This is a genomic window from Deltaproteobacteria bacterium (genome assembly GCA_016875225.1).
Classification (GTDB): Bacteria; Myxococcota_A; UBA9160; order SZUA-336; family SZUA-336; genus VGRW01.
Map to the genome: position 1 here is coordinate 1 of VGRW01000026.1, position 21,940 is coordinate 21,940.

The window sequence follows — 21,940 nt, forward strand, 5'->3', positions numbered from 1 at the left end:
GCTCGACCTCGGCGAAGCGCGCGGCGGTCTCCGATTCCCGCGCGCCGAGGAGCGAGACGGCGATCGCGGTCAGGAACGACAGAGGGATCGTGACCAGCGCCGGGTTCTTCAGCGGGAACCAAGCCGACTCCGCGTGCAGGATGTCGACCTGCACCGTCGGCGAGAGCCAGATCAGCAGCGCCGTCGATAGCGCCCCCACCACCATGCTCGAAACCGCGCCCGCGGTGCTGAGCCCGCCCCAGAAGATCGAGAGCAGAAGGGCCGGGAAGTTCGCGCTGGCCGCGATCGCGAACGCGAGCGAGACCATGAACGCCACGTTCTGGCCCTTGAACGTGATGCCGAGCGCGATGGCGAGCAGGCCGAGCAGGATGGTCGAGACGCGCGCCACGAAGAGCTGCTCGCGCGAATCGGCGTGGCCCGCGCGCACGACGCTCACCCACAGGTCGTGCGAGAGCGCGGCCGCGCCCGAGAGCGTGAGCCCGGCCACCACCGCGAGGATGGTCGCGAACGCGACCGCCGAGATGAAGCCGAGGAACGGCGTGCCGCCCAGCAGCTCGGCCAGAAGCGGCGCTGCCATGTTCCCGCCCGCGTCGACGGCGCGGATCGCGTCGGGCCCGACCAGCACCATGGCGCCGAAGCCGAGCACGAAGGTCATCAGGTAGAAGAAGCCGATCAGTCCGGTCGCGTAGAACACGCTGGTGCGCGCCGCGCGCGCGTCGGGGACGGTGTAGAAGCGCATCAGGATGTGCGGCAGGCCCGCGGTGCCGAACATCAGCGCCATGCCGAGCGAGATCGCGTCCCACGGGTTCGAGACGAGCTTTCCCGGCGCGAGCACCGCCTCGCCGTAGCGCTCGGCCGCGGCGGCGAAGAGCGCGAGCGGGTTCATCTGGAAGCGCGCCAGCACCAGGACCGCGAGCAGGCTCGCGCCCAGGAGCAGCAGCACCGCCTTCACGATCTGCACCCAGGTGGTCGCGATCATGCCGCCGAAGAGCACGTACGCGAGCATGGCGACACCGACCAGGATCACCGCGGTCTCGTACGAAATGCCGAAGAGCAGCCGGATCAGCGAGCCCGCGCCGACCATCTGCGCGATCAGGTAGAAGACCACGGTCGAGAGCGTCCCGATCGCGGCGCCGATCCGGATCGGCGTCTGGCGGAAGCGCAGCGCCAGCACGTCGGCGAAGGTGTAGCGGCCCAGGTTTCGCAGCGGCTCCGCGATCAGGAACAGCACGATCGGCCAGCCGACCAGCCAGCCGGTCGAGTAGATCAGCCCGTCGAAGCCCGACGTCGAGACCAGCCCCGCGATGCCCAGGAACGAAGCCGCGCTCATGTAGTCGCCCGCGAGCGCGAAGCCGTTCTGCCCGGCGCTGACGCTGCGCCCGGCCACGTAGAACTGCTCGGTGGTCTTGGTGCGCCGCGCGGCCCAGTACGTGATGCCGAGCGTGATGGCGATGAACGCGAAGAAGAAGCCCATCGCGACCGCGTTCGGCTCGCCGATCCGAGTCTCCACGCTAGCCCCGCAGCCGCGAGAGCGCGCCGTCGTAGTTGCGGTTCATCCAGCGCACGTAGAGCCAGGTCGAGAGCCACGACAGCACGATCACGAGCGCCCCGAGCAGGATGCCGAGTGAGAGCCCGGGCGCGACGAGCCCGGCCAGCCGCGGCTTGTCGAACGCGACCAGCAGGATGAAGCCGAAGTACGCGACCATGACCGCGGCCGTGAGCCAGAGCGCGATTCGCAGGCGCAGCGCGGACAGGTCGCGGAGCTTTCGGGCCGCGCCGGCCGCCGCTTCGTCGCCTTGGCTCACGCGCCCGGACCCGGCTGGTTCAGCTCGATCAGGTTTCCCGACGGGTCGCGGAAGAACGCCTGGCGCCCTGCTCCGGGGAGGGTCCGCGGCGGGCTCACCGTGACGCCGCGAGCGGCGAGCGCGGCGCAGATCGACTCGATGTCGTCGACTTCGAACGCGAAGTGCTGGCCCTCGGGAGCCACGTGACCGGCGACCTCGATCAGGTGGATCTGCTGGCCGCCCGCGCGCAGCCACAGGCCCTTGAACGGGAAGTCCGGGCGCGGGAGAGTCTCGAGCCCGAGCACGTCGGTGTAGAAGCGCCCGACCAGATCCGCGTCGTGGACGTTGATCGACACGTGGTGGACGCCGCCGAGCTTCATGCGCGCGATGGTATCATCGCGCTCCCATGACGGACATCCGCAAGATCGACGTTCCCGAGCTCGGCAAGCTTCCCGCCTTCTCGCACGCCACGCGCGCCGGCGGCTTCATCTTCGTCTCTGGCACGCTCGGCACGAAGGCCGGCTCGTTCGAGCTCGTGGCCGGCGGCGCGAAGGCCGAGACGCGCCAGACGCTCGAGAACATCCGAGCGATCCTGCGCGGCGCGGGCGCGGACCTTTCGGACGTGGTGAAGGTGAACGTCTTCGTCACCGACATGGCGCGCTTCGCCGAGATGAACGAGGCCTACCGCGAGTTCTTCCCCAGCGATCCGCCGGCGCGAATCACCGTCGGCTGCTCGGCGCTGGCGCTCGGCGCGTTCGTCGAGATCGACTGCGTCGCCTACAAGCCGTGAGGGTCTGGATCTCGGTCGACATGGAGGGCATCTCGGGCCTGGTGCGCTGGGCCGACGTGATCTCGACCGGGATGGACTTCCAGCGCAACCGCCGGCTGATGACGCAGGACGCCAGCGCGGCGATCGCGGGCGCGTTCGACGGCGGCGCGACCGAGGTCGTGGTCGAGGAGAACCACGGCGTCGAGGAGCTCTGCGACCTGGTGCTCGACGAGATCGACCCGCGCGGCCGCGTGATCCGCGGCCCGGGCCGGCCCGGCGCGACCACCATGGCGGGGCTCGATTCGTCCGTGGGCGTGGCGCTCTTCGTCGGCCACCACGCGCGCGCGGGATCGTTTCCGGGGATCATGGCGCACACGGTCTCGTACGAGCGCTTCAAGAGCGTGCGCGTGGCCGGAGCTGCGGTGGGCGAGTCCGAGATCATGACGATCCGCGCGGGCGAGCTCGGCGTGCCGGTGGGGCTGGCCAGCGGCGACCAGGTGCTGATCGCGGAGCTCTCCAAGCGCGCGCCGTGGGTCGAGCGCGTCGAGGTGAAGCGCGCGCTCTCGAACGCGGCCGCCGACGTGATCCCGCCCGCGCGCACGGCCGCGCTGATCCGCGCCGGCGCGCGGCGCGCGGTCGAGCGGGCGCGGGCCGGCGAGCTTCCCGTGTACCGCGACCAGCCCGCGCCGCACGAGATCGAGGTCGAGCTGCGCGCGCCGATCGAGGACGCGCTGCGCGAGAACCTGTCGAAGCTCCCCGAGTTCGAGATCGCCGACGCGCACACCGTGCGGACCCTGGCCGACGACATGGAGCTCGGCTTCCGGCGCATCGCGTTCCTGGGCTACGCGAACCGCCCAGGTGTCGTTCGGTACTAGCCAGACGTCGCTAGCTCGGCGTCACGTACGCGGCGGTGATCCCGCCGTCGACCAGGAAGGTCGCGCCGGTGGTGAACGAGGACTCGTCGCTCGCCAGCCAGAGCGCCGCGCGCGCGATCTCCTCGGCCTCGCCGAAACGGCCCATCGGCACGTGCACGAGCCGGCGCTGGCGTTTTTCTTCCGTGTCCAGGTACTTCATCAAGAGCTCCGTGCGCAGCGGCCCCGGGCAGAGCGCGTTCACGCGGATCTTCTCGCGCGCGTGGATCACGGCGAGCTCGCGCGACATCGCGAGCACCCCGCCCTTGCTCGCAGTGTAGGCGAGCTGCGGCGTGGCCGCGCCGAGCACCGCGACGAACGACGCGACGTTGATGATCGAGCCGCCGCCCGCGCGGCGCAGCGCGGGAATGCCGAACTTGCAGCCGAGGAACGGCCCCTTCAGGTTGACGCGCATGGTCAGGTCCCAGACCGACTCCTCGGTGTCGACCGCGCCGTTGTCGTCGATGTGCGAGATGCCGGCGTTGTTCATCAGCACGTCGAGCCGGCCGAACTCGCGCTCGGCCGCCGCGACCATCCCGCGCGCGTCGTCGGGCTTGGAGACGTCGGCGCGCGCGAAGTGCGCCCGGCCGCCGGAGTCCCGCACCTCGCTCGCCACGCGCTCGCCCGCATCCGCGTCGAGGTCGGCGATCACGACGCTCGCGCCCTCGCTCGCGAAGAGCTTCGCGGTCTCGCGGCCGATGCCGCTTCCCGCGCCCGTGATCAGCGCGACCTTGCCCGATAGACGCATGCGCCCTGCCCCCCCGCTCTAGTCGGACGGCGAGGATACGGGTTTGGACAGCTGCTCCGCGAGCAGCTCGAGCAGCGCGCGCCGGTCGATCGGTTTGGGCGCGAACGCGTCGCAGCCGACCTCGAGGCAGCGCTCGCGGTCCTCGCGCATCGCGTGCGCGGAGAGCGCGATGATCGGCCGCGCGTAACCGCCGTCGCGCAGCGCGCGCGTCGCGGCGTAGCCGTCGAGCTCGGGCATCTGCATGTCCATCAGCACCGCGTCGAAGGGCGCGCCGCTGCGCTCCGCTTCGAGTGCGCGCTCCAGCGCCCGCCGGCCGTCGGCGGCGATCTCGACCTCGAGCCCGGCGCGGCCGAGAAGCCGCGCGATCAGGCGCTGGTTGTCCGGGCCGTCCTCGGCCACGAGCACGCGGCCGCGGAGCACCGGAAGCGGTCCGAGCGAAGCCGCCGGCGCGTCGCCCGTCTCGGGACGCGCGAGCGCGCCCGCGCCCGCTTCGCGCTCCGCCTCGCTCGGAGCGCCGATGGGAAGGACCAGGCTGAACGTCGAGCCCACACCCTGGGCGCTCGCTACGGTCAGGTCTCCGCCCAGGCTGCGCGCGAGCCGCAGCGAGATCGCAAGCCCCAGCCCCGTGCCCCCGTAGCGCCGCGCCTCGCTGGCGTCGACCTGCGAGAACGGCTCGAAGATTCGCGCGCGGTCGGCGTCCGCGATGCCGATGCCCGAGTCGATCACGTCGAAGCGGATCCGCGGCGCGGGCGGGCCCGGCTCGAGCGACACGGAAACGCGTATGCCACCCTGCTCGGTGAACTTGATCGCGTTCCCGATCAGGTTCACCAGGATCTGCTGCAGCCGGACCGGATCGGTCCAGATGGCCTGCGGCAGGTCCTGCGCGAACTCCGCGTCGAGCGGGTTCCCCCGCACGCGCGAGCGATCGCGGAGCAGCGCCACCACTTGGCGCACCAGCGCGGTCGGCGAGACCTCGCGCTTGCGCAGCTCCAGCGCGCCGGCCTCGATCTTCGACAGGTCGAGCATGTCGTTGATCAGCGCCAGGAGCTGGCGGCCATTCCGGCGCAGGGTCTCGATCGCCTCGGCGCGCTCGGCCTCGCCCAGGCCCGGCTCGGCGAGCACGTCGGTGTAGCCGAGGATCGCGGTCATCGGCGTGCGGATCTCGTGCGACACGTTCGCCACGAACACGCTCTTCGCGCGGCTCGCCTGGGTCGCGGCGTCCCGCGTCGCGACCAGCGCCGCCTGCGCCTCCTGCTCGACGACCCCGTTCATGTACACCAGGCCCGAGCACAGGATCGTGGCCGCGCAGATCGCGACGATCTGCTTCACGACCAGCGCCGCGCCGGTCGGCGCGGGCGGAACCGGCAGCCCGTAGGTCGAGAGCAGCACGAAGCCCAGCACCACGATCAGTGATGCCGCCGCGAAGATCAGCGCGGCGCGGCTGCCGATCAGCGCGCGCGCCACCACGGGCAGGACCACGAACCAGGGCAGCCCGGGCGCGTGCTGTCCGCCTTTGGTGTAGGTGATCGCGGTGATCACACAGAAGAGCGTGATCATGGCGGTCCAGGCCGCGGCGTGGCTGTCCGCGCGCCGGCGCAGCCAGACGATCGCGCCCAGCCCGAAGGCGCTCGCGACCACCAGCAGGCCGATGGTGAAGATCGCGCGCTCCCGCGACTCCACCGCGATCTCCATCGCGCCTTGGAACACCCCATAGGCGAGGAAGACGCTGGTGTTGAAGACGACCATTCGCGCACGCCGGCGCTCGATCGGGTCCGCATGGTGGAGCGACGCAGGGACGACGCGGTCGACCAGCCCGAGCCCGCCGCGCACCCAGCGCGAGATCGCCGACATCTGCCGTCCTTCGCGACCGGAACGCCGCGTCCGTTCCGATCGGCGCCCCCGGGAAAGACCTTGATGATCCGGGGGTTTCGGTTAGAAACACGCCGCATGGAAGCCAGCCCGCGGCGGATTCGCAGCGAAGTCGAGCGCCGCCGCACGTTCGCGATCATCTCGCACCCGGACGCCGGCAAGACCACGCTGACCGAGAAGCTGCTGCTCTTCGGAGGCGCGCTTCGAGAGGCGGGCGCGGTGCGCGCCCAGCGCGCCGCGCGCCACGCGACCAGCGACTGGCTGGAGCTCGAGAAGCAGCGCGGCATCTCGGTCTCGAGCTCGGTGATGCACTTCGACTGGGAGGGCTACCGCGTCAACATCCTCGACACGCCCGGCCACAAGGACTTCAGCGAGGACACCTACCGCACCGTGATGGCGGCCGACGCGGCGGTGATGCTGATCGACGCCGCGAAGGGCGTCGAGGCGCAGACGCGCAAGCTCTTCGAGGTCTGCCGGCTGCGGCACATCCCGATCTTCACGTTCGTGAACAAGATGGACCGGCAGGGCCGCGACCCGCTCGACCTGATGGGCGAGATCGAAGAGGTGCTCGGCATCGACGCGGTGCCGGTGAACTGGCCGATCGGCGCGGGCCACGAGTTCCGCGGCGTCTACGACCGGATCGGCGCGCGCTCGCTCTACTTCGCGGGCGGCAAGCACGGCACGCAGAAGGTCGAGCAGCGCGAGGTCGCCGGACCGCCCGAGGAAGCCGCCGTTCGCGACGCGCTCGCGCTCCTCGACGGCGCGGGCGCCGTCTTCGCCGCCGACGCGGTGCGCGCGCAGGCGCAGACGCCGATGTTCTTCGGCAGCGCGCTCACGAACTTCGGCGTGCTGCCGTTCCTGGAGCGCTTCCTCGAGCTCGCGCCCTGCCCCGGCCCGCGCGAGTCGAGCGCGGGCGTGATCGATCCGATCGAGGACGGCTTCTCGGGCTTCGTGTTCAAGATCCAGGCGAACATGGACCCCGACCACCGCGATCGCGTCGCGTTCCTGCGCATCTGCTCGGGGCGCTTCGAGCGCGGCGCGACGGCGATCCTGGCGCGGACCGGAAAGCCGGTGCGGCTCGCGAACTCGACGCTGCTCATGGGCCAGGGCCGCGAGGAGGTCGAGGAGGCTTTCGCCGGCGACGTGGTCGGCCTGTTCGATCCCGGCCTGTTCCGGATCGGCGACACGCTCGCGGAGCGCGCGGGCGTGGAGTACGCGGGGATTCCGATCTTCTCGCCCGAGCACTTCCGGCGTGTCGAGCTCGCGGGCGTGGAGCGGCGCAAGGCGCTCGCGAAGGGGCTCGAGCAGCTCGCGCAGGAGGGCGCGGTGCAGCTCTTCAGCGACGCCGGCGCGGGAACCGCGGCGCAGATCCTCGGCGTGGTCGGCCCGCTGCAGTTCGACGTGATCGTGGCGCGGCTCGCGTCCGAGTACGGCGTGGAGCTTCGGCTCGCGCCGCTCCCCTACAAGGTCGCGCGCTGGATCCACGGCGCGGTCGCCGCGGATCTGCTGCGCTACTCGGAGAGCATGAAGCTCGTCAGCGATCGGGACGGAAAGCCGGTGCTCCTGGCCGAGAGCCCCTGGCACGTCGAGCGCGCCGTCGCGCGCCACCCCGAGCTCGTGCTCAGCGAGACCTCGGACCCGCGGCTCAAGTAGGCCGCGGCGGCACGGCGCGGAACTGCCAGAGCAGGAGCCCGTCGTAGACGAGCTTCGCGGCGCCCGCGAGCACCAGCGGCCAGCCGAACGACGAGAGCTCGAGCAGCGCGCCGGCCAGCAGCGGAGCGATCGCGGACGCGAGGCTGCGCGGAACGTTGGTGACGCTCGCCGCCGCCGCGCGCTCCTCGGGCGGGACCACGGCCATCACGTAGGACTGCCGCGCCGCCACGTCCATCTGCGAGAGCGCCGAGCGCAGCAACAGGAAGGTCAGCGCAAGCGGAGCGCTGGGCATGAACGCGGCCGCGATCAGGAACAGGTTCGCGGGGACGTGCGTGAAGACCATCGTCTCGATCAGGCCGATCCGCGCCGAGAGCCACGCGGACGCGAGCTGCGAGAAGGCGGACAGCGTGCCCGCCACGGCGAAGAACGCGCCCGCCTCGGCGAGCGAGAGCCCGAAGCGTCGGAACAGCCAGAGCGCGAGCAGCGACTGCACCGCGAAGCCGCCGCCGAACGAGTCCAGGCTGAACAGCGCCGTGAGTCGCAGCACGATGCGCCGCGAGCGCAGCAGCGGCGAGCGAGACGAGGCCCGCGGCGCCTCCGCGAGCGGGCCACGCAATCCCGTGTAGAGCGCCAGGGTCACGAGCCCGCAGAGCGCGTAGAGCGCGAAGACCGAGCGCAGCGCCGACTGGAGCGGAACGCCGAGACGAGCGACGGCGAGCTCCGGCAGCCCGGTCGCGAGACCGCCGAGCGCGCCGAGCAGCGCGCCGGCCAGGTTGTAGCGCGCGAACAGCGCGGTGCGCGCGCGGGTGTCGCTCTCGCGGCCGAGCAGCGCCTGCTCGGTCGGCAGGAACACCGACACGTCGCCGGCCGTCGGGTTCAGCGTGCCGACGAACGCGATCGCGACCAGCAGCGCGAGCGACTCCGCGCTCGCGAAGCCGATCCCCGTCGCGATCATCAGCGCGCAGGCGCCGAGCAGCACCTGACGGGACGTGAAGCGGCTCCCGAACAGACCGACGCCGAGCGTGAGCAGCGCGCTCCCGAGCAGCGCGCTGGTCGCGAGCGCGCCGATCTCGAGCGCCGAGAAGCCGAGCAGCGCCAGGTAGCTCGGCAGCACGACGCTCACGAACCCGTCGGCGAATCCGCGCAGGCCGCGCGCGGCGACGATGCGCCCGTTCATCCCATGGACGCGGCGACCACGCCCGAACCGTTCGCATCGCCGAGGTGCGCGCGAAGAGTCTCGGCCGGGACCGCGGCCTTGCGCAGCCGCAGCGCGGGCGCGACGCGCATCAGGTGGAAGGCGAACGCGGTGAACGAGAATCCGGCGGTCACGATCGCGAGCACGGCGAACGGGCCGGGATTGCCGCTGGTGGCGGCGAGGTCGTAGACCACCCAGACCGCGACCCCGACCGAGAGCGCAAGCGACGCGAGCGCGACGCGAAGGACGTCGGCGAGCGCGCGCTGCGGGCCGTGGCGCAGCACGCGCAGCAGCTCGCCGCGCGAGAAGTTGTCGAGGAACCATCCGGTGCGCTCGTCCACGCGCTTCTCACCGGGCGGCATCACGAGTTGGTTCGTGAGCGGATCGAGCGCCGGCTCGCCGCGCCGGTGCGCCTGCACGCCGAGCAGGATCTGGCGGTGCACCTCCTCGCTGATCGGGAAGCGCCAGGCGATGAAGAACGCGGCCGCGGAGAAGACCGCCGGCGTGAGCGCGAAGATCGCCTTGATCGCCAGGATCACCTCGGGCGTCTGCGGCTGGTTCGGGGTGTAGCCGAGCCAGGCGAGCACCGAGAGCGGCACCGACGCGCTCGGGATCACGATGAACTTCGGCACCAGGCCCCAGAACGCGAGGTACTGCGCCTCGCGACGCTTTCCGGTGTGGAGCTCGTCGTAGTCGGTGACGTCGGCCTGGATCGCGGGCGGCAGGAACATCCCCGCGCCGAAGGCCGAGCCCGACCACGCGATCAGGAACAGCAGACCGACCGTGTCGCCTTTTCCCAGGAAGAACATCGCCGACCCGCCGGTGATGCCCATGACGAAGCTCGCGAGCCACGCGTTCAGCTTTCCGAAGCGCCGCGCGGCCACGAGCCAGAGAGGCAGGCAGAGCAGGCCCGAGCCGAAGTACGTCAGCAGGAACACGCCGAGCCAGCGCTCCGGGTGCTCGGGCTGGATCACGTACTCGTTGAAGTACGGCATCAAGAGGCCGGGGATCGCGCCCGGGATGCTCGAAACGATGTAGCAGGCGAAGAGGATGAAGAACGGCCGGTTGCGCAGCGCGCGGCGCACGCCGGGCACGAGCGGATTCGACTCGCGCCGCGCGAAATCCGGCCGCTCGCGGATCACGCCGACCAGAAGCCAGTAGAGCGCGATCATCAGCGCGGCGTAGGCGATCGCCATCAGCGCGAACTCGCGACGCGGATCGCCGAAGACCTCGTGCAGCAGCGAGGGCGCGACCGCGGCCAGAATCGTCCCGATCAGCGCGAAGCCCTCGCGCACCGAGAACAGCGTCGAGCGCTCGTGGTAGTCGAGCGTGAGCTCCGGCCCGAGCGCCCCGTGGGGCAGGCCGTAGATCATCTGCAGCGTGAAGAAGAGCATGAGCGCCGTGCCGAACCAGACCGCGGCCTCGGTCGAATCGAGCGACGCGGGCGGCGTGAAGAGCGCCACGAACGCGAGCGCCGCGAGCGGCGCCGCGACCGCGATCCAGGGGCGGCGGCGTCCCCAACGCGAATGCGTGTGGTCGCTCATCCAGCCCACGAACGGGTCGAGGATCGCGTCGAGCACGCGCGCGAGCGCCATCGCCAGGGCCACCCAGCCCAGCGGCACCAGCACCTCGTCGGTGTAGAACTTCGGCATGTGCACGGCGACGGGAATCGCCATCGCCGCGCCCGCGAAGCTCGGCGCTCCGTAGACGAGCTTCACGCCGAGCGAGAGCTTCTCGCTGCCGGGCTCGCTCACGGAAACCGCGCGCGCAGCCAGGAAGCCGTGAGCTCCATCGCCTCTGGCCGGCGCCCTTCCAAGTAGTGCGGCGCGCCCGCGAGCTCGTGGTACTCGACGTCGGGCGAGCCGCACGCGGCGCGGATCGCGCGCGCCTGTGAGAGGCGGATCTCCGTGTCGGCAGTCGGGTGGAGGATCAGCGCGGGCACCTTCACGCGCGGCATCGTGTCCTCGAGCTTCGCGTGCGACGAGAGGCCCGACCAGGTCGAGAGCCAGCCGCGCGCAGTCATCACGCGGCCGAGCCCGAAGCGACCGTAGTTGCCGTCGAACGGGTCGGGGAACGCGAAGAGCGAGCCCATCGGCCGGTCGTCGGGGTCGATCGTGAGATCGAGGTACGCCGGATCGGCGAGCGTGCGGTAGATGACCAGGTGCTTCGCGTGCACCGCGCGCTGTCGCCAGTAGCGCCACGCCTTCGGGTCTTCGCGCTTTTCGATCGGCTTGCAGACCCGCGCCGCCTGCTCGGCGTCCGCGATCGCGCTCCTCGCGATCGCGTCGATCCGCGCGACGCGCGCGATCTGCGCCGCGCGGTAGCGCGAGAGCCAGCCGCGATCGTATCGGCAGGGCTCGGGCCAGGGACGCCAGCCGTTGTCCGGGTCGTACATGTCGAGCTCGGCGATCACCGATTCCGGATCGTTCTCGTCGGCGACCGACGGATCGATCACCTGGTTCATGAACACGCCCTCGCCCGGATGAGCGGCGATCGCGATCCAGCCGTCGCCGACCTGCTTCTCCACGTGCGCGAGCGCCATCAGCGAGCCGCCGCCGCTGTTGCCGAGCAGCACCACCGCCTGCGCGCCGCGCCGGCGCATCTCGGCGACGGCCGCCTCGACGTCGATCGTGCAGCTCTCGTGCAGGCAGTCCATGTCGTTGTTGATGTAGCGGGTCGCGAAGCCGAGCACGGCGTAGCCCGCGGCCGCGAGCAGCGGGCAGGCGTAGTGCACCGAGAAATCGCCGCGCGGGTGCGAGAGCACGACCGCGGTCTTCCACGGCTGCCCCAGCGGCGGCGTCCAGACGATGCCGCGCACCAGCGCGCCGTCGGGCGTCACGATCCGCACGTCCTCGCGGCGGATCGCGACCTTCGGGTCGTCTTCGGGCAGCGGCCAGAACGAGAGGCCCAGCGGCCGTCGGGCTCCCATCGCGTGCGGCATCTCGGCGTCTCCCTGGCTCGAGGCGGGAGAATAACCGTTCGGCTCTGCGTTAGGCTGATCGGAATGTCGGAGCTCGTCACGCGCGCGTACCAGACGCTCGAGCGCTGGCTCGCGCTCGGCCACGAGTCGATCGAGGCCAGCGGGGCACGCTTCGTGCGCCAGCCTCGGACGCCGCAGATCTACGACGCGAACTTCGCAGCTGGCGTTCGCGCGGAGTCCCCGGACGAGATCGACGCGCTGCTCGAGACCGCGGACCGCGTCTTCGCGGGCCTCGGCCACCGGCACTTCCTCTGGGATCCCGAGACCCCCCTGCCCTTCGAGGCTCGGCTGCATCTCGACGGCTACGAGGCCGAGGATCAGGTCGTGCTCGTGCTCGAGGGACCGCTGCGCGCGCGCCCGCCGGCCATCGAGCTCCGCGCCGTGGAATCCGACGCCGACTGGGACTCCCTAACCGAGCTGTGTTGGCTCGACCACCAGGAGGAGGCGGTCAAGGGCTTCCACGAGCCGTGGCCGCGCTCGATCACGGAGCAGCTCGTCGCCACCAAGCGCATGAAGGCGCCCGCCGTGCGCTACTTCCTGGCGCGCGCCGACGGAGCCGACGGCGCGTTCTTCTCCTCCTTCCCCGGCGAGAACGGCGTGGGAAAGGTCGAGGACCTGTTCACGCGCGCGAACCTGCGCGGCCGCGGGATCGCGACCGCGCTGATCCACGCCTGTGTCGAGGATGCGCGCTCACGCGGCGCGGGCCCGGTCCTGATCGGCGCGCGCCTCGACGACACGCCGAAGCAGATGTACGCGGCGCTCGGCTTCCGGCCGCTCTGCTACCAGCGGAACTACCTGCGCACCGGCCTCTGAGGCGCGCCCTACGACCGGGCCGGCTCGTCCGACAGAAGCACGACCGGGATCTCGCGGCTCGTCTTGCGCTCGTAGCCGGCGTAGAAGGCGTTCTCCTGCTTGATCCGCGGCCAGAGCCGCTCGCGCTCGGCGGGCGACGCGAGGCGCGCGCGAACGCTTCGGATCCGTGAGCCGACCTGCACCTGTGCGAGCGGCGTGGCCTTCAGGTTCTCCCACCAGAGAGGGTCGCGGGGATCGCCGCCCTTCGAGCCGATGACCACGAGCCGATCGCCGTCCTCGAAGTACACCAGCGGCACCGTGCGCGGCTGCCCGGATCTCCGCCCGGTCGTGGTGAGCAGGAGCACGCGCAGGCTCCCCATCGTCCCGCCGATCCAGCCGCCCGTCGCCCGGTAGAGCGCGAGATGCGCGCCGATGAATGCACGCCCCAGGAGTCGCTGGATCGGGGTCATCGAGGCCCTCCTTGCGCTCGCGTCGCGCCTGCCTGCCCAGTCTAGTATGATGGCTCGCGTTCGATTCCCTGATAGCCGGAGGACTGCCCATGTCTCGTGAAGCCGTGATCGTCGACAGCGTCCGCACCGCCCTCGCCAAGGCGCACCGCGGCTCGTTCAACCTGACGCGTCCGGACGATCAGCTCGCGCACTGCCTGTCGCAGCTCTTCGTGCGCAACAAGAACGTGGACAAGGCGGAGGTCGGCGACGTCGTCGCCGGCTGCGGCATCCCCGAGGGGGCGCAGGGCATGAACGTCGCGAGGATCGCGACGATCGTGGCGGGGCTGCCGACCTCGGTCGCGGCGACCACCGTGAACCGCTTCTGCTCGTCCGGCTCGCAGGCGATCATGATGGCCGCGCACCAGATCATCCACGAGGGCGTGGACGTCGCGATCGGCGCAGGCGTCGAGACGATCACGATGATCCAGGACGGAACCCAGAACACGAAGCGCCTGGTGAATCCGGTCGCGATCAAGAAGGCGCCCGGGCTGTACATGGCGATGGGCGCCACCGCCGAGGTCGTCGCCGAGCGCTACAAGGTCTCGCGCGAGGACCAGGACAAGTACGCGCTGATGAGCCAGCAGCGCACCGCCCGCGGCCAGGAGCTCGGCTACTTCGACGACGAGATCGTGCCCATGAAGACGCGCCGGCTGGTGCAGAAGAAGGGCGAGGAGCCGCGCGAGGAGGACTGCGTCGTCGACAAGGACGAGTGCAACCGCCCCGACACGACCATCGAGGGCCTGCGCAAGCTGCCGCCCGCGTTCAAGCCCGAGGGCGGTACGGTCACGGCGGGAAACGCCAGCCAGCTCTCCGACGGTGCGTCGGCGACGCTGCTGATGTCCTCCGGGCGCGCAAACGCCCTGGGCATCGAGCCGATCGGGATCTACCGCGGCTCCGCGGTCGCCGGCTGCGAGCCCGACGAGATGGGCATCGGCCCGATCTACGCGGTGCCGAAGCTTCTGAAGCGCCTCGGCATGAGCCTGGACGACATCGACCTGATCGAGCTCAACGAGGCGTTCGCGTCACAGGTGCTTCGCGTGCAGCGCGTGCTCGGGATTCCCGACGAGAAGCTGAACGTGAACGGCGGAGCGATCTCGATCGGTCACCCGTTCGGAATGACGGGGTCGCGACTCACCGGCACCCTGCTCCGCGAGCTGCGCCGGCGCAAGAAGCGCTACGGGATCGTCACGATGTGCATCGGCGGCGGTCAGGGCTTCGCGTCGCTGTTCGAGTCGGTCTGAAACAGCGCTCGGCCCTCGGACTGCTCCGGGGGCCCGATGCCGAGCAGCGCGGCCGCGGTCGGCGCGACGTCGATCACGCGGATCGCGCCGAGCTTCGCGCCCGCGGGAACGCCGCGCCCGAGCGCGAAGAAGATCGCCCCCATGTCGGGGTGCTCGGGGTCGTAGCCGTGCGCGCCGCGTGATCCGCCGCGCAGGCGGCGAAGCGCCGCGAGCGCCTTCTGCCCGAACGTCGGCCGGGCGAAGACCCGCGGCGGCTCCGCGACGAGCGTGAGATCGCCGCTGCGCCCGGGGAAGTGACTCCGGTACGAGAGCGGCAGGGTCTCTGCGCGGTAGGCGCGGATCCCCTCGACCCGCGCGAGCGCGGCGAGCGCGGCATCGCTCTGTGAGGCGTCGCCCAGGTAGACCTGCGCGTCTCCGCCGCCCGACGCGACGCGCGCCGGAATCCCGCTCGCCGCGAGCGGGGCGTCCGCGTCGGCCAGCGCCTCGAGCGCGGTCATGCCGTGATCGCTCGCGACCATCACGGTGGTGTGATCCCATGCCTTGCGCGAATCGAGCCCTGCGAGCAGCCGCAGCAGCTCGGCGTCCTGGGCGAGAAGCTGGGCGGCGATCCCGGGACTGTCGGGTCCCTCCTCGTGGCCCAGGTGATCGCAGCCGTGCCACCAGGCCATGATCAGCCCCGGACGCTCTTCGGGCGGCAGATCGAGCCACGCGAGGATCTGATCGACCTTGGCCGCCTCGCCGATCGATTCGTCGAAGGGCGTGATCCGGTAGCTCGCTCCACGCCCGCGCCAGTCGGTCTCGGACCCGACCCAGAAGAACGTCGCCGCGCGCACGCCCTGCCGTTCGGCCGCGACCCAGAGCGGCTCGGCCTCGATCCAGCTCGCGTCGTTGCTGTAGTCGAAGCGGCGGCCGGCGCGGTCGGTGAAGCGATTGCCGATGATCCCGTGGCGGTCGACGTAGGTTCCCGTCGCCAGCGAAACGTGATTGGGAAACGTGCTCGACGGGAACACCGGGATCAGCCGCTCGGCGCGCGCTCCCTCGCGCTGCATCCGCGCCAGCGCCCGCGTCTGCGCCCGCTCCGGATAGTCGTGCCGCACGCCGTCCCAGGAGAGCAGGATCACGACCGGGCGCTCGGCCGCGAGCACGGAGGCGAGCGGCGCGACGGCGAGCAGGAGCGCCAGAGCGAGACGCCGGAGCGGATCGAGCCGGAGCGACGTCACGGCGCTACAGCCCCTCGTACGGATCGGTCGGCAGGTCGGGGCTGTGCCGGAAGCGGCGGTGGCTCCACATCCACTGCTCGGGGCTCTCGCGGATGAACGCCTCGAGCGCGGCGTTGCCGCTCGCGGTCAGGAGCTCCGCATCCCGCCGCCGGTCGCCGGTGTCGGGAACGTCGAGCGCGGGCCTGAACACCATGCGGTGTCGATCGGGGCCGATCCGCACGAAGGCCCCCGGGATGATCGGCGCGCCGGCGCGAAGCGCGATCAGCGCGGGTCCGGGCGAGGTCGAGACCCGCACGCCGAAGAACGGCACGAAGACCCCCTTCGAGCGGCGCGTGTACTGGTCGTTCAGCACCGTGACCACGCGCCCCTTGTGCAGCGCGCGGAGCATCTGCGGCGCGACGTTCCGGTGCAGGAGCAGCTCGGCGCCCGTGCTCGTGCGCTGCGCGAGCATGGCTCGGCGCAGCAGCCGGTTCGTGAGCGGTCGTCCGATCACCGTGACCGGGAGCCCGATCGCGGGAGCGAGCCGCATCGACATCTCGAAGCTGCCGAGGTGCAGCGTGAGTCCGATCACGCCGTGGCCCTTCGCGCGGGCGGCGTCGACGTGCTCGCGGCCCTCGACCTCGACGCGCGCGATCAGCTGCTCCGGTCCCCAGCTCGCGCTGCGCGCGACGTCGATCAGGTTCCAGGCGAAGTGCACGTAGCTCTCGCGCCCGATCTGGCTGCGCGCGGCCTCCGAGAGCTCCGGAAACGCCACGCGCAGGTTCGCGATCACGTAGGCCACGCGCTTTCCGCCGAGATCGAAGAGCCGGCGCGCGGCCGCTGCGCCGAGCTTCTGCGCCTGAGCCAGCGGCAGGGCGCGAAGCGCGGCCATGCCGCTGCGGAACGCGGCGTATTCGGCAAGCTCCCGCGCTGTGTACACGCGACCTCCCGGGCGGGCGCGAGAATAACGCAAGGCCGCGCGCGCGCACCGCCGGACTGGCGTAGACTGCGCGACGTGCTCGAAGGCGAGAGCTACGTGAGTCTTGCGACCTTCCGCCGCGACGGGCGCGCGGTCGCGACCCCCGTCTGGTTCGCCGAGGGCGATGGAGCCGTCTGGGTCTTCACCGCCGGCGACTCCGGAAAGGTGAAGCGCCTGCGGAACTCGCCAAGAGCACGACTCGCCGCCTGCGACGCGCGGGGCAAGGTCCACGGCCCCTGGCACGAGGCGCAGGCGCGGATCGTCTCGGCGCCCGACGCGATCGCGCGCGCCAACGAGCTCCTGCTCGCGAAGTACGGCTGGCAGGTGCGCCTGCTCGACCTGTTCTCGCGCCTCTCCGGCCGCTACTCCCGACGCGCCTACCTGGAGATCCGCGTCTAGAGTCGGCTTAGCGCGTCGGGCCGAGCGACACTTCCGCGCGTAGAGGGACGCGCGCGCGGAAGTACCGTCCCCGGCTGGCGCGAACGAGCGGGGGCAGCAGCGCGAGAACGCACGCCGCAGAGATCAGCGGGGTGGCCGCGGCGACGACGCCGGCTCCGACGGGCTCGGACCAGAAGGCCGCGAGGGCCGCGACGAGCGACGCGGCCGCGAGCGACGCGCTCGCGAGCGCCGTCCCCGCCTCGCGCTGCGCGAGCGGGAGCGCGACCTCGAGCTGGGTTCCGGCTTCGAGCAGGCCGCGCGTCCGGTCCAGAAGGACCAGGCCCAGGCCGGAAGCGAGCGAGGCGCAGAGCGGCGCGAGCGCGGCCGCGTCGCTCTGCGGACCCGCGCCGACGCTGCTTGCCAGTACGAGCGCGATCGCGCCCGCGGTAGCCGCCGGCGCGGCGCAGAGCGCAAGCGCGCGCGCGCTGCGGAACACCGCCGCGCCGAGCAGGGCCACGAGCGCGACGGCGAGCGCCGTGCTCGCGAGGGCGGCGGGCGTCCTGGGCGCGACGGCCGCGGCGCTCGGGTCCACGAGAAGCTCGACGCGGACCCGCCGGCGCTCGGGATCGATCTCGCGCGCGAGGCTCTCGCGCGCGGTCCGCTCCCACGGGCGAAGCGCGCGCACGACCTCCGCCCGCGTGAGCGGGACGGTCGCGAAGAGCGAGTCCCCGTCGTGGAGCGCGCGGTTGGCCGGTGCGATCGCGGTGTCGACGATCGAGCTCGACCAGAGCACGCCCGGGCGCGCCTCCGCCTCGCGCTGGAACGCGCGCACGCGCTCTAGGAAGGCCGGCTCGAGCGCCCCGCCCTCGGTCCCTGAATCGAATACCACGGCTCGAAGCTCCGAGACGCCGGTCGCGGGCGCGAGCGCAGCGAGCGCGACGGTGACGAGAGCGAGCGCCGCAAGCGCAACGCACGCGACCCGGCGCGGGCGGGCGAGAACGCGCTCCACGCGCCGCGAAAGCGCGGCCGCGAGCTCGCCGGGAGGACGTGCCAGGAGCATCGGCCAGGCGATCAGTCCCGGGAGCGTGACGCCGACCGGGTAGGCGACGAGCGCCGCCGCGAGCGCCGCGCCCGCGGCAAGCCCCTGCGAGAGCGACGCCCCGGGAGCGAGCGCGAGGAGCGCTGCGAATCCGGCCGAGGACGCGAGAGCGGAGAGCGCGAGCGCGGGCCCGAGCGCAGCGAGCGCTGCGGCGACCGAAGCGCGCGCCGACGCCTCGCGACGCTGCTCGAGGCGGGCGCGCGAGATCAGCGCGAGGCTCGAGGCGAGCGCGGCCGCGGCGAGCGTGCCGGGGAGCCAGCCACCCGACGCGCGCGCTGGCTCGCCGAGCAGGCCCACGAGCGCGTGCGCGAACACGCCGAGCACGAGCGCGCCCGTGCCTGCCAGCGCCGCCGCTCGAGGTCCACCCGGCGCGAGCGCGAACGCGAGGGCCGCGAGCGCGAGTGCAGCGAAGAGCCACGGCGCGCGCGATCTCTCGATCGGATCGACACCGACGAGCGTCACGCCGAGCAGCGGCGGGCGCTCGAACGAGGCGCGAAGCGACTCGGCGAGCGCGCGCGAGTCCCGCGCTCCACGCTCGCGCGCGAGCTCTGCGTACACCCAGGTGGTGCGCCCGTCGGGAGCGACGAAGCGGCGCTCGAGCGCGGCCTCGCCGCGCAGCCGAGCGCGAAGCTCGCGCAGCGCGGCCTCGCTCTCGGGCAGCGGCCGCGCGAGCGCGTCGAGCCGGAGCGCGCCGTACTGCGCGCGCACCCGCCGGGCACGGACGAGCGACTCGACCGGCCCGGTGACCTCGGCTCGGCCCTCGAGCGCTTCGGTCACGCGCGAGACCAGCCGCAGGCAGGCTTTGGTGAGGACGCCCTCGCGGCAGTGCAGCGCGAAGACCGCGACGCCGCGCTCGGCGAAGCCGGTCGCCGTGCGGAGCGGCTCGAGGCCGTGATCGGACCGCTTGGAGACCCCGACGAATCCCGGCGAGACCAGAAGCGAGAGCCCGACCAGAGCGATCACGACGAAGCGTGGTGCGTCGACCATGCGCCGCGCGAGCCGCTCGATCCGCAACACGGTCCTCCTGGTGGCCGGGGGCTACAGGCTCGCGCCGGCCGTTCCGAAACCGTTCGTGTCGAGAGACTCTTCGGCCCGCGCAGGCCGCGCGCTTTACGCCGCGCGGCGCTCGTCTACCCTTCGCGCGCCGATCTCGGGAGCTGGCAGAAACGATGCGAACCGCGCTCTGGATCTTCGGATACGGCTCACTGGTGTGGCGGCCGGCCTTCGCTTTCGCAGAGCGCCGGACCGCCTGGATCGGCGGCTTCGCGCGGCGCTTCTGGCAGGGATCGACGGACCACCGCGGCGTTCCGGGCGCGCCGGGCCGGGTGGTGACGCTGCTGCCCGAGGCCGGGTCGCGCTGCTTCGGCGTCGCCTATCGCGTGCCGGAGTCGGACTCCGCGTGCGTGCTGGCCGACCTCGATCACCGCGAGCGCGAGGGCTACGAGCGCCATCCGGTCGAGCTGCGCTTCGCCGACGGCGGTGCAACGACCGGGCTGGTCTACATCGCCACGCCCTCGAACCCGAACTACCTCGGGCCCGCGCCGCTCGATGCGATCGCCGCGCAGATCGCGCGCGCGCGCGGGCCGAGCGGCCCGAACACCGAGTACGTGCGCGAGCTCGCGCGCTCGCTCCGCGAGATGCCCGCCGACGACGAGCACGTCTTCGCGCTCGACGGACTTCTTCGCGAGCACGGCGCCGGTCCCGAAGCGATGCGCCCCTAGTCCTCCGCGGGTCGGCGTCGCTCGCGCTTCGCGCCGCCGCGGCGCTTCTTCTCGACGATTCGCCGCTCGACCGCGCCGCGGCTGGGGCGGGTCGGCCGGCGCTTCAATCGCGGCTTTGCGACCTGGCGCAGCATGGACTGGAGCTTCTCGAGGCAGTCGTCGATGTTCCGGAGCCGATCGCGGTGGCGCTGGGACGAGATCACGAGCTCCCCGTCCGTGGTGATCCGGGTCGCGAACGTGCGCACGAAGCGCGCTCGCACGTCGGCGGGGATCGACGGGCTGCGCGACACGTCCCAGCGCAGCGTCGCCTTGGTCTCGGTCTTGTTCACGTTCTGCCCGCCCGGGCCGGAGCTTCGCGCGAAGCTGAAGACCAGCTCGCGCTCGGGAATCTCGAAGACCGGGGCCGCCGGAGCCATCGCCCGAGGATAGCCTTGACCCGACCCGCATCGCCCGGAACACTGCGCGCGTGCCACGCCCTCCGAGTGATCCGCCGCCCGGCGCGAAGACCGCGACGATCGCCTACCGGGTGCCGTTCTACGACACCGATGCGATGCGCGTGGTCCACCACGCGCGCTACGTGCACTACCTGGAGCTCGCGCGGATCGAGTATCTCGACCTGCACGACCGCCCCTACCGCGAGTACGTCGCCGAAGGGCTGCACTTCGCCGTGACCGGCCTCGAGGTGCGCTACCAGCAGGCGGCCCGCTACGACGACCGGCTGCAGGTCACCTGCTGGCTCTCCTGGCTGAAGCGCGTGTCGCTGGCGATCGGCTACGCGGTCCGTCGCGGCGACGAGCTGATCGCCACCGCGACGACCGAGCACGCGCTGGTCAGCGACGACGGCAAGCTCGTGGCGATTCCGCCCGCGCGCCGGGCGAAGTTCGCGGCCGCGCTCGCGCCCTAGTCGGAGGCGGCGGCGATCGCGTCATCGAGCGAGGCCCGCGCGGCGATCAGCCGCCGGTACTTCGCGAGGTCGCGCGGCCGGCTGAAGCAGAGCGCCCCGGTGAGCCGCCCCGCGCGACCGTAGAGCGCGGTGAACCTGCGCTCGGCCGGCGAGCCGGCGACGATGCGGATCTCGTCGTCGCCGCGCATCCGGCCGGCGAACTGGATCTTCACGCCGAACTGATCCGACCAGAAGAACGGAACCGGCGCGAACGGCTCCGCGCCGGCCGCGCTGCCCGCCAGGCGCTCGGCCACGTACACGCCCTGCTCCACCGCGTTGCTCCAGTGCTCGACGCGCATCGTCTCGTCGAAGAGCGGATTGCGCCAGCGCGCGACGTCGCCGGCGGCGAACACGCCCGGCGGGCCGGCCGCGCAGTGCTGGTCGCAGACCACCCCGTCGTCGAGGCGCAGACCCGAGCCACTGAGCCAGCCCGTCTCGGGAACGGCGCCGATCCCGACCACGACCACGTCCGCCGGGACGCGCGTCCCGTCGCTGAGCACCACGCGCTCGACTCGCCCGTCGCCCTCGATCGCCGCCACGCCGACGCCGCAGCGCAGGTCCACGCCGTTCTCGCGCTGCAGCTCCGCGCAGAGCGCGCCCATGCGCAGACCGAGCCCGCGCAGGAGCGGCACCGCGAGCGGCTCGATCGCAATCACTTCGAGGCCGCGACTCCGGCACGCGGCCGCGACCTCCGCGCCGATGAATCCGGCCCCGACCACGAGCACGCGCGGCGAGCGCTCCAGCGCTGCGCGCAGGGCGAGCGCATCATCGAGCGTGCGCAACAGGTGCACGCCGGCGAGATCGGGCTGATTCGGGAGCCTTCGCGCGGCGGATCCGGTCGCGATCACGAGCGCGTCGTAGCGCTCGCGACGGCCGTCGGCGAAGGCGACCGTTCGCGCGGCGACGTCGAGCGCGGTGGCGCGGAGCCCGAGGCGCAGGTCGAGGCGCAGGTCGGCGAACGGCTGCCTTCGCAGCGGCAGCTTGTCCGCGTCCCAGCGCCCTTGAAGGATCTCCTTCGAGAGCGGCGGGCGATCGTACGGAAGGTGTTTCTCGGCGCCGGCCAGCAGGATCTCGCCGCCGAAGCCGAGCCGCCGCAGCGACTCGACCGCGCGAAGCCCCGCGAGCGACGCGCCGACGACGACGATCCTGTCGAGCCCGGACATCGCGCCG

At 72.1% G+C, this 21,940-nt stretch carries 22 protein-coding genes; 8 read left to right on the forward strand and 14 right to left on the reverse strand.

Annotated features, from left to right (window positions below):
- The 3 genes from FJ108_08535 to FJ108_08545 all read right to left on the reverse strand — a co-directional run.
- Positions 1 to 1,474: sodium/solute symporter (locus FJ108_08535; protein ID MBM4335946.1), on the reverse strand; the 1,474-nt coding region annotated here is incomplete at its 3' end.
- Between the two features lie 37 nt (positions 1,475 to 1,511).
- Positions 1,512 to 1,805: a DUF485 domain-containing protein gene (locus tag FJ108_08540; protein MBM4335947.1), complete on the reverse strand. Its 294-nt coding sequence runs from the start codon at positions 1,803 to 1,805 to the stop codon at positions 1,512 to 1,514.
- Positions 1,802 to 2,164, reverse strand: a complete 363-nt coding sequence (locus tag FJ108_08545; protein ID MBM4335948.1) for a lactoylglutathione lyase — start codon at positions 2,162 to 2,164, stop codon at positions 1,802 to 1,804. The genes FJ108_08540 and FJ108_08545 overlap by 4 nt, the downstream gene beginning before the upstream one ends.
- A gap of 26 nt (positions 2,165 to 2,190) precedes the next feature.
- Here FJ108_08545 and FJ108_08550 point away from each other — a divergent pair, with 26 nt between their 5' ends.
- Together FJ108_08550 and FJ108_08555 are read left to right on the forward strand one after the other, a co-directional pair.
- On the forward strand, positions 2,191 to 2,574 hold the full coding sequence (locus FJ108_08550; protein ID MBM4335949.1) for a RidA family protein: 384 nt from the start codon (positions 2,191 to 2,193) through the stop codon (positions 2,572 to 2,574).
- A complete protein-coding gene (locus FJ108_08555; GenBank protein ID MBM4335950.1) occupies positions 2,571 to 3,428 on the forward strand; it encodes an aminopeptidase in 858 nt (285 codons plus the stop codon). Before FJ108_08550 ends, FJ108_08555 begins: the two co-directional genes overlap by 4 nt.
- A 10-nt stretch (positions 3,429 to 3,438) precedes the next feature.
- Here the strand turns inward: FJ108_08555 and FJ108_08560 are convergent, their stop codons facing one another.
- Together FJ108_08560 and FJ108_08565 are read right to left on the reverse strand one after the other, a co-directional pair.
- On the reverse strand, positions 3,439 to 4,212 hold the full coding sequence (locus tag FJ108_08560) for a glucose 1-dehydrogenase (GenBank protein MBM4335951.1): 774 nt from the start codon (positions 4,210 to 4,212) through the stop codon (positions 3,439 to 3,441).
- Between the two features lie 18 nt (positions 4,213 to 4,230).
- Positions 4,231 to 6,063, reverse strand: a complete 1,833-nt coding sequence (locus FJ108_08565) for a response regulator (GenBank protein ID MBM4335952.1) — start codon at positions 6,061 to 6,063, stop codon at positions 4,231 to 4,233.
- Positions 6,064 to 6,159: 96 nt separating this feature from the next.
- Here FJ108_08565 and FJ108_08570 point away from each other — a divergent pair, with 96 nt between their 5' ends.
- Positions 6,160 to 7,734 carry a peptide chain release factor 3 gene (locus tag FJ108_08570; GenBank protein ID MBM4335953.1) on the forward strand — a complete coding sequence of 525 codons (1,575 nt, stop codon included), beginning with the start codon at positions 6,160 to 6,162 and terminating at the stop codon, positions 7,732 to 7,734.
- Here the strand turns inward: FJ108_08570 and FJ108_08575 are convergent.
- From FJ108_08575 to FJ108_08585, 3 genes are read right to left on the reverse strand one after another with little or no spacing between them, the layout of a single operon-like run.
- On the reverse strand, positions 7,727 to 8,911 hold the full coding sequence (locus tag FJ108_08575; GenBank protein ID MBM4335954.1) for an MFS transporter: 1,185 nt from the start codon (positions 8,909 to 8,911) through the stop codon (positions 7,727 to 7,729). The genes FJ108_08570 and FJ108_08575 overlap by 8 nt on opposite strands.
- Positions 8,908 to 10,683: an MFS transporter gene (locus FJ108_08580; GenBank protein MBM4335955.1), complete on the reverse strand. Its 1,776-nt coding sequence runs from the start codon at positions 10,681 to 10,683 to the stop codon at positions 8,908 to 8,910. Before FJ108_08580 ends, FJ108_08575 begins: the two co-directional genes overlap by 4 nt.
- Positions 10,680 to 11,471, reverse strand: a complete 792-nt coding sequence (locus FJ108_08585; protein ID MBM4335956.1) for a hypothetical protein — start codon at positions 11,469 to 11,471, stop codon at positions 10,680 to 10,682. Before FJ108_08585 ends, FJ108_08580 begins: the two co-directional genes overlap by 4 nt.
- Here FJ108_08585 and FJ108_08590 point away from each other — a divergent pair.
- Complete coding sequence (locus FJ108_08590; protein MBM4335957.1) at positions 11,412 to 12,722, forward strand: GNAT family N-acetyltransferase; 1,311 nt, start codon at positions 11,412 to 11,414, stop codon at positions 12,720 to 12,722. The two genes, FJ108_08585 and FJ108_08590, sit on opposite strands and share 60 nt — an antisense overlap.
- Before the next feature lie 8 nt (positions 12,723 to 12,730).
- Here FJ108_08590 and FJ108_08595 read toward each other — a convergent pair whose 3' ends face one another.
- On the reverse strand, positions 12,731 to 13,171 hold the full coding sequence (locus tag FJ108_08595) for a nitroreductase family deazaflavin-dependent oxidoreductase (GenBank protein ID MBM4335958.1): 441 nt from the start codon (positions 13,169 to 13,171) through the stop codon (positions 12,731 to 12,733).
- A gap of 89 nt (positions 13,172 to 13,260) precedes the next feature.
- Between FJ108_08595 and FJ108_08600 the strand changes: the two genes are divergently transcribed.
- Entirely contained in the window at positions 13,261 to 14,451 is a 1,191-nt protein-coding gene (locus tag FJ108_08600) for a thiolase family protein (GenBank protein ID MBM4335959.1), read from the forward strand.
- Here FJ108_08600 and FJ108_08605 read toward each other — a convergent pair.
- Positions 14,418 to 15,695, reverse strand: a complete 1,278-nt coding sequence (locus FJ108_08605; GenBank protein ID MBM4335960.1) for an alkaline phosphatase family protein — start codon at positions 15,693 to 15,695, stop codon at positions 14,418 to 14,420. The two genes, FJ108_08600 and FJ108_08605, sit on opposite strands and share 34 nt — an antisense overlap.
- Positions 15,676 to 16,542 carry a hypothetical protein gene (locus tag FJ108_08610; GenBank protein ID MBM4335961.1) on the reverse strand — a complete coding sequence of 289 codons (867 nt, stop codon included), beginning with the start codon at positions 16,540 to 16,542 and terminating at the stop codon, positions 15,676 to 15,678. Before FJ108_08610 ends, FJ108_08605 begins: the two co-directional genes overlap by 20 nt.
- Positions 16,543 to 16,656: 114 nt before the next feature.
- Here FJ108_08610 and FJ108_08615 point away from each other — a divergent pair, with 114 nt between their 5' ends.
- Positions 16,657 to 17,028: a PPOX class F420-dependent oxidoreductase gene (locus FJ108_08615; protein ID MBM4335962.1), complete on the forward strand. Its 372-nt coding sequence runs from the start codon at positions 16,657 to 16,659 to the stop codon at positions 17,026 to 17,028.
- Positions 17,029 to 17,035: 7 nt separating this feature from the next.
- Here FJ108_08615 and FJ108_08620 read toward each other — a convergent pair whose 3' ends face one another.
- Positions 17,036 to 19,120, reverse strand: a complete 2,085-nt coding sequence (locus tag FJ108_08620) for a hypothetical protein (protein MBM4335963.1) — start codon at positions 19,118 to 19,120, stop codon at positions 17,036 to 17,038.
- A 155-nt stretch (positions 19,121 to 19,275) separates the two neighbouring features.
- On the opposite strand from FJ108_08620, the gene FJ108_08625 reads away from it, so the two are divergent.
- Positions 19,276 to 19,827: a gamma-glutamylcyclotransferase gene (locus FJ108_08625; protein ID MBM4335964.1), complete on the forward strand. Its 552-nt coding sequence runs from the start codon at positions 19,276 to 19,278 to the stop codon at positions 19,825 to 19,827.
- On the opposite strand, the gene FJ108_08630 is transcribed toward FJ108_08625, so the two are convergent.
- Positions 19,824 to 20,243 carry an aminoacyl-tRNA hydrolase gene (locus tag FJ108_08630; GenBank protein MBM4335965.1) on the reverse strand — a complete coding sequence of 140 codons (420 nt, stop codon included), beginning with the start codon at positions 20,241 to 20,243 and terminating at the stop codon, positions 19,824 to 19,826. The genes FJ108_08625 and FJ108_08630 overlap by 4 nt on opposite strands.
- 50 nt (positions 20,244 to 20,293) lie before the next feature.
- On the opposite strand from FJ108_08630, the gene FJ108_08635 reads away from it, so the two are divergent.
- Positions 20,294 to 20,731, forward strand: a complete 438-nt coding sequence (locus tag FJ108_08635) for an acyl-CoA thioesterase (GenBank protein ID MBM4335966.1) — start codon at positions 20,294 to 20,296, stop codon at positions 20,729 to 20,731.
- Here FJ108_08635 and FJ108_08640 read toward each other — a convergent pair.
- Positions 20,728 to 21,933, reverse strand: coding sequence for an FAD-dependent oxidoreductase (locus tag FJ108_08640; GenBank protein MBM4335967.1), 1,206 nt, complete (start codon positions 21,931 to 21,933; stop codon positions 20,728 to 20,730). The genes FJ108_08635 and FJ108_08640 overlap by 4 nt on opposite strands.
- Positions 21,934 to 21,940 lie beyond the last annotated feature (7 nt).

Coding starts and splice junctions, on each gene's coding strand:
- FJ108_08560 (MBM4335951.1), bottom strand. CDS start 4,212: ATGCGTCTATCGGGCAAGGTCGCGCTGATCACGGGCGCGGGAAGCGGC.
- FJ108_08575 (MBM4335954.1), bottom strand. CDS start 8,911: ATGAACGGGCGCATCGTCGCCGCGCGCGGCCTGCGCGGATTCGCCGAC.
- FJ108_08640 (MBM4335967.1), bottom strand. CDS start 21,933: ATGTCCGGGCTCGACAGGATCGTCGTCGTCGGCGCGTCGCTCGCGGGG.
- FJ108_08545 (MBM4335948.1), bottom strand. CDS start 2,164: ATGAAGCTCGGCGGCGTCCACCACGTGTCGATCAACGTCCACGACGCG.
- FJ108_08570 (MBM4335953.1), top strand. CDS start 6,160: ATGGAAGCCAGCCCGCGGCGGATTCGCAGCGAAGTCGAGCGCCGCCGC.
- FJ108_08590 (MBM4335957.1), top strand. CDS start 11,412: ATGAGCGGCGATCGCGATCCAGCCGTCGCCGACCTGCTTCTCCACGTG.
- FJ108_08610 (MBM4335961.1), bottom strand. CDS start 16,542: ATGGCCGCGCTTCGCGCCCTGCCGCTGGCTCAGGCGCAGAAGCTCGGC.
- FJ108_08630 (MBM4335965.1), bottom strand. CDS start 20,243: ATGGCTCCGGCGGCCCCGGTCTTCGAGATTCCCGAGCGCGAGCTGGTC.
- FJ108_08585 (MBM4335956.1), bottom strand. CDS start 11,471: ATGGCGCTCGCGCACGTGGAGAAGCAGGTCGGCGACGGCTGGATCGCG.
- FJ108_08550 (MBM4335949.1), top strand. CDS start 2,191: ATGACGGACATCCGCAAGATCGACGTTCCCGAGCTCGGCAAGCTTCCC.
- FJ108_08595 (MBM4335958.1), bottom strand. CDS start 13,171: ATGACCCCGATCCAGCGACTCCTGGGGCGTGCATTCATCGGCGCGCAT.
- FJ108_08625 (MBM4335964.1), top strand. CDS start 19,276: ATGCGAACCGCGCTCTGGATCTTCGGATACGGCTCACTGGTGTGGCGG.
- FJ108_08600 (MBM4335959.1), top strand. CDS start 13,261: ATGTCTCGTGAAGCCGTGATCGTCGACAGCGTCCGCACCGCCCTCGCC.
- FJ108_08565 (MBM4335952.1), bottom strand. CDS start 6,063: ATGTCGGCGATCTCGCGCTGGGTGCGCGGCGGGCTCGGGCTGGTCGAC.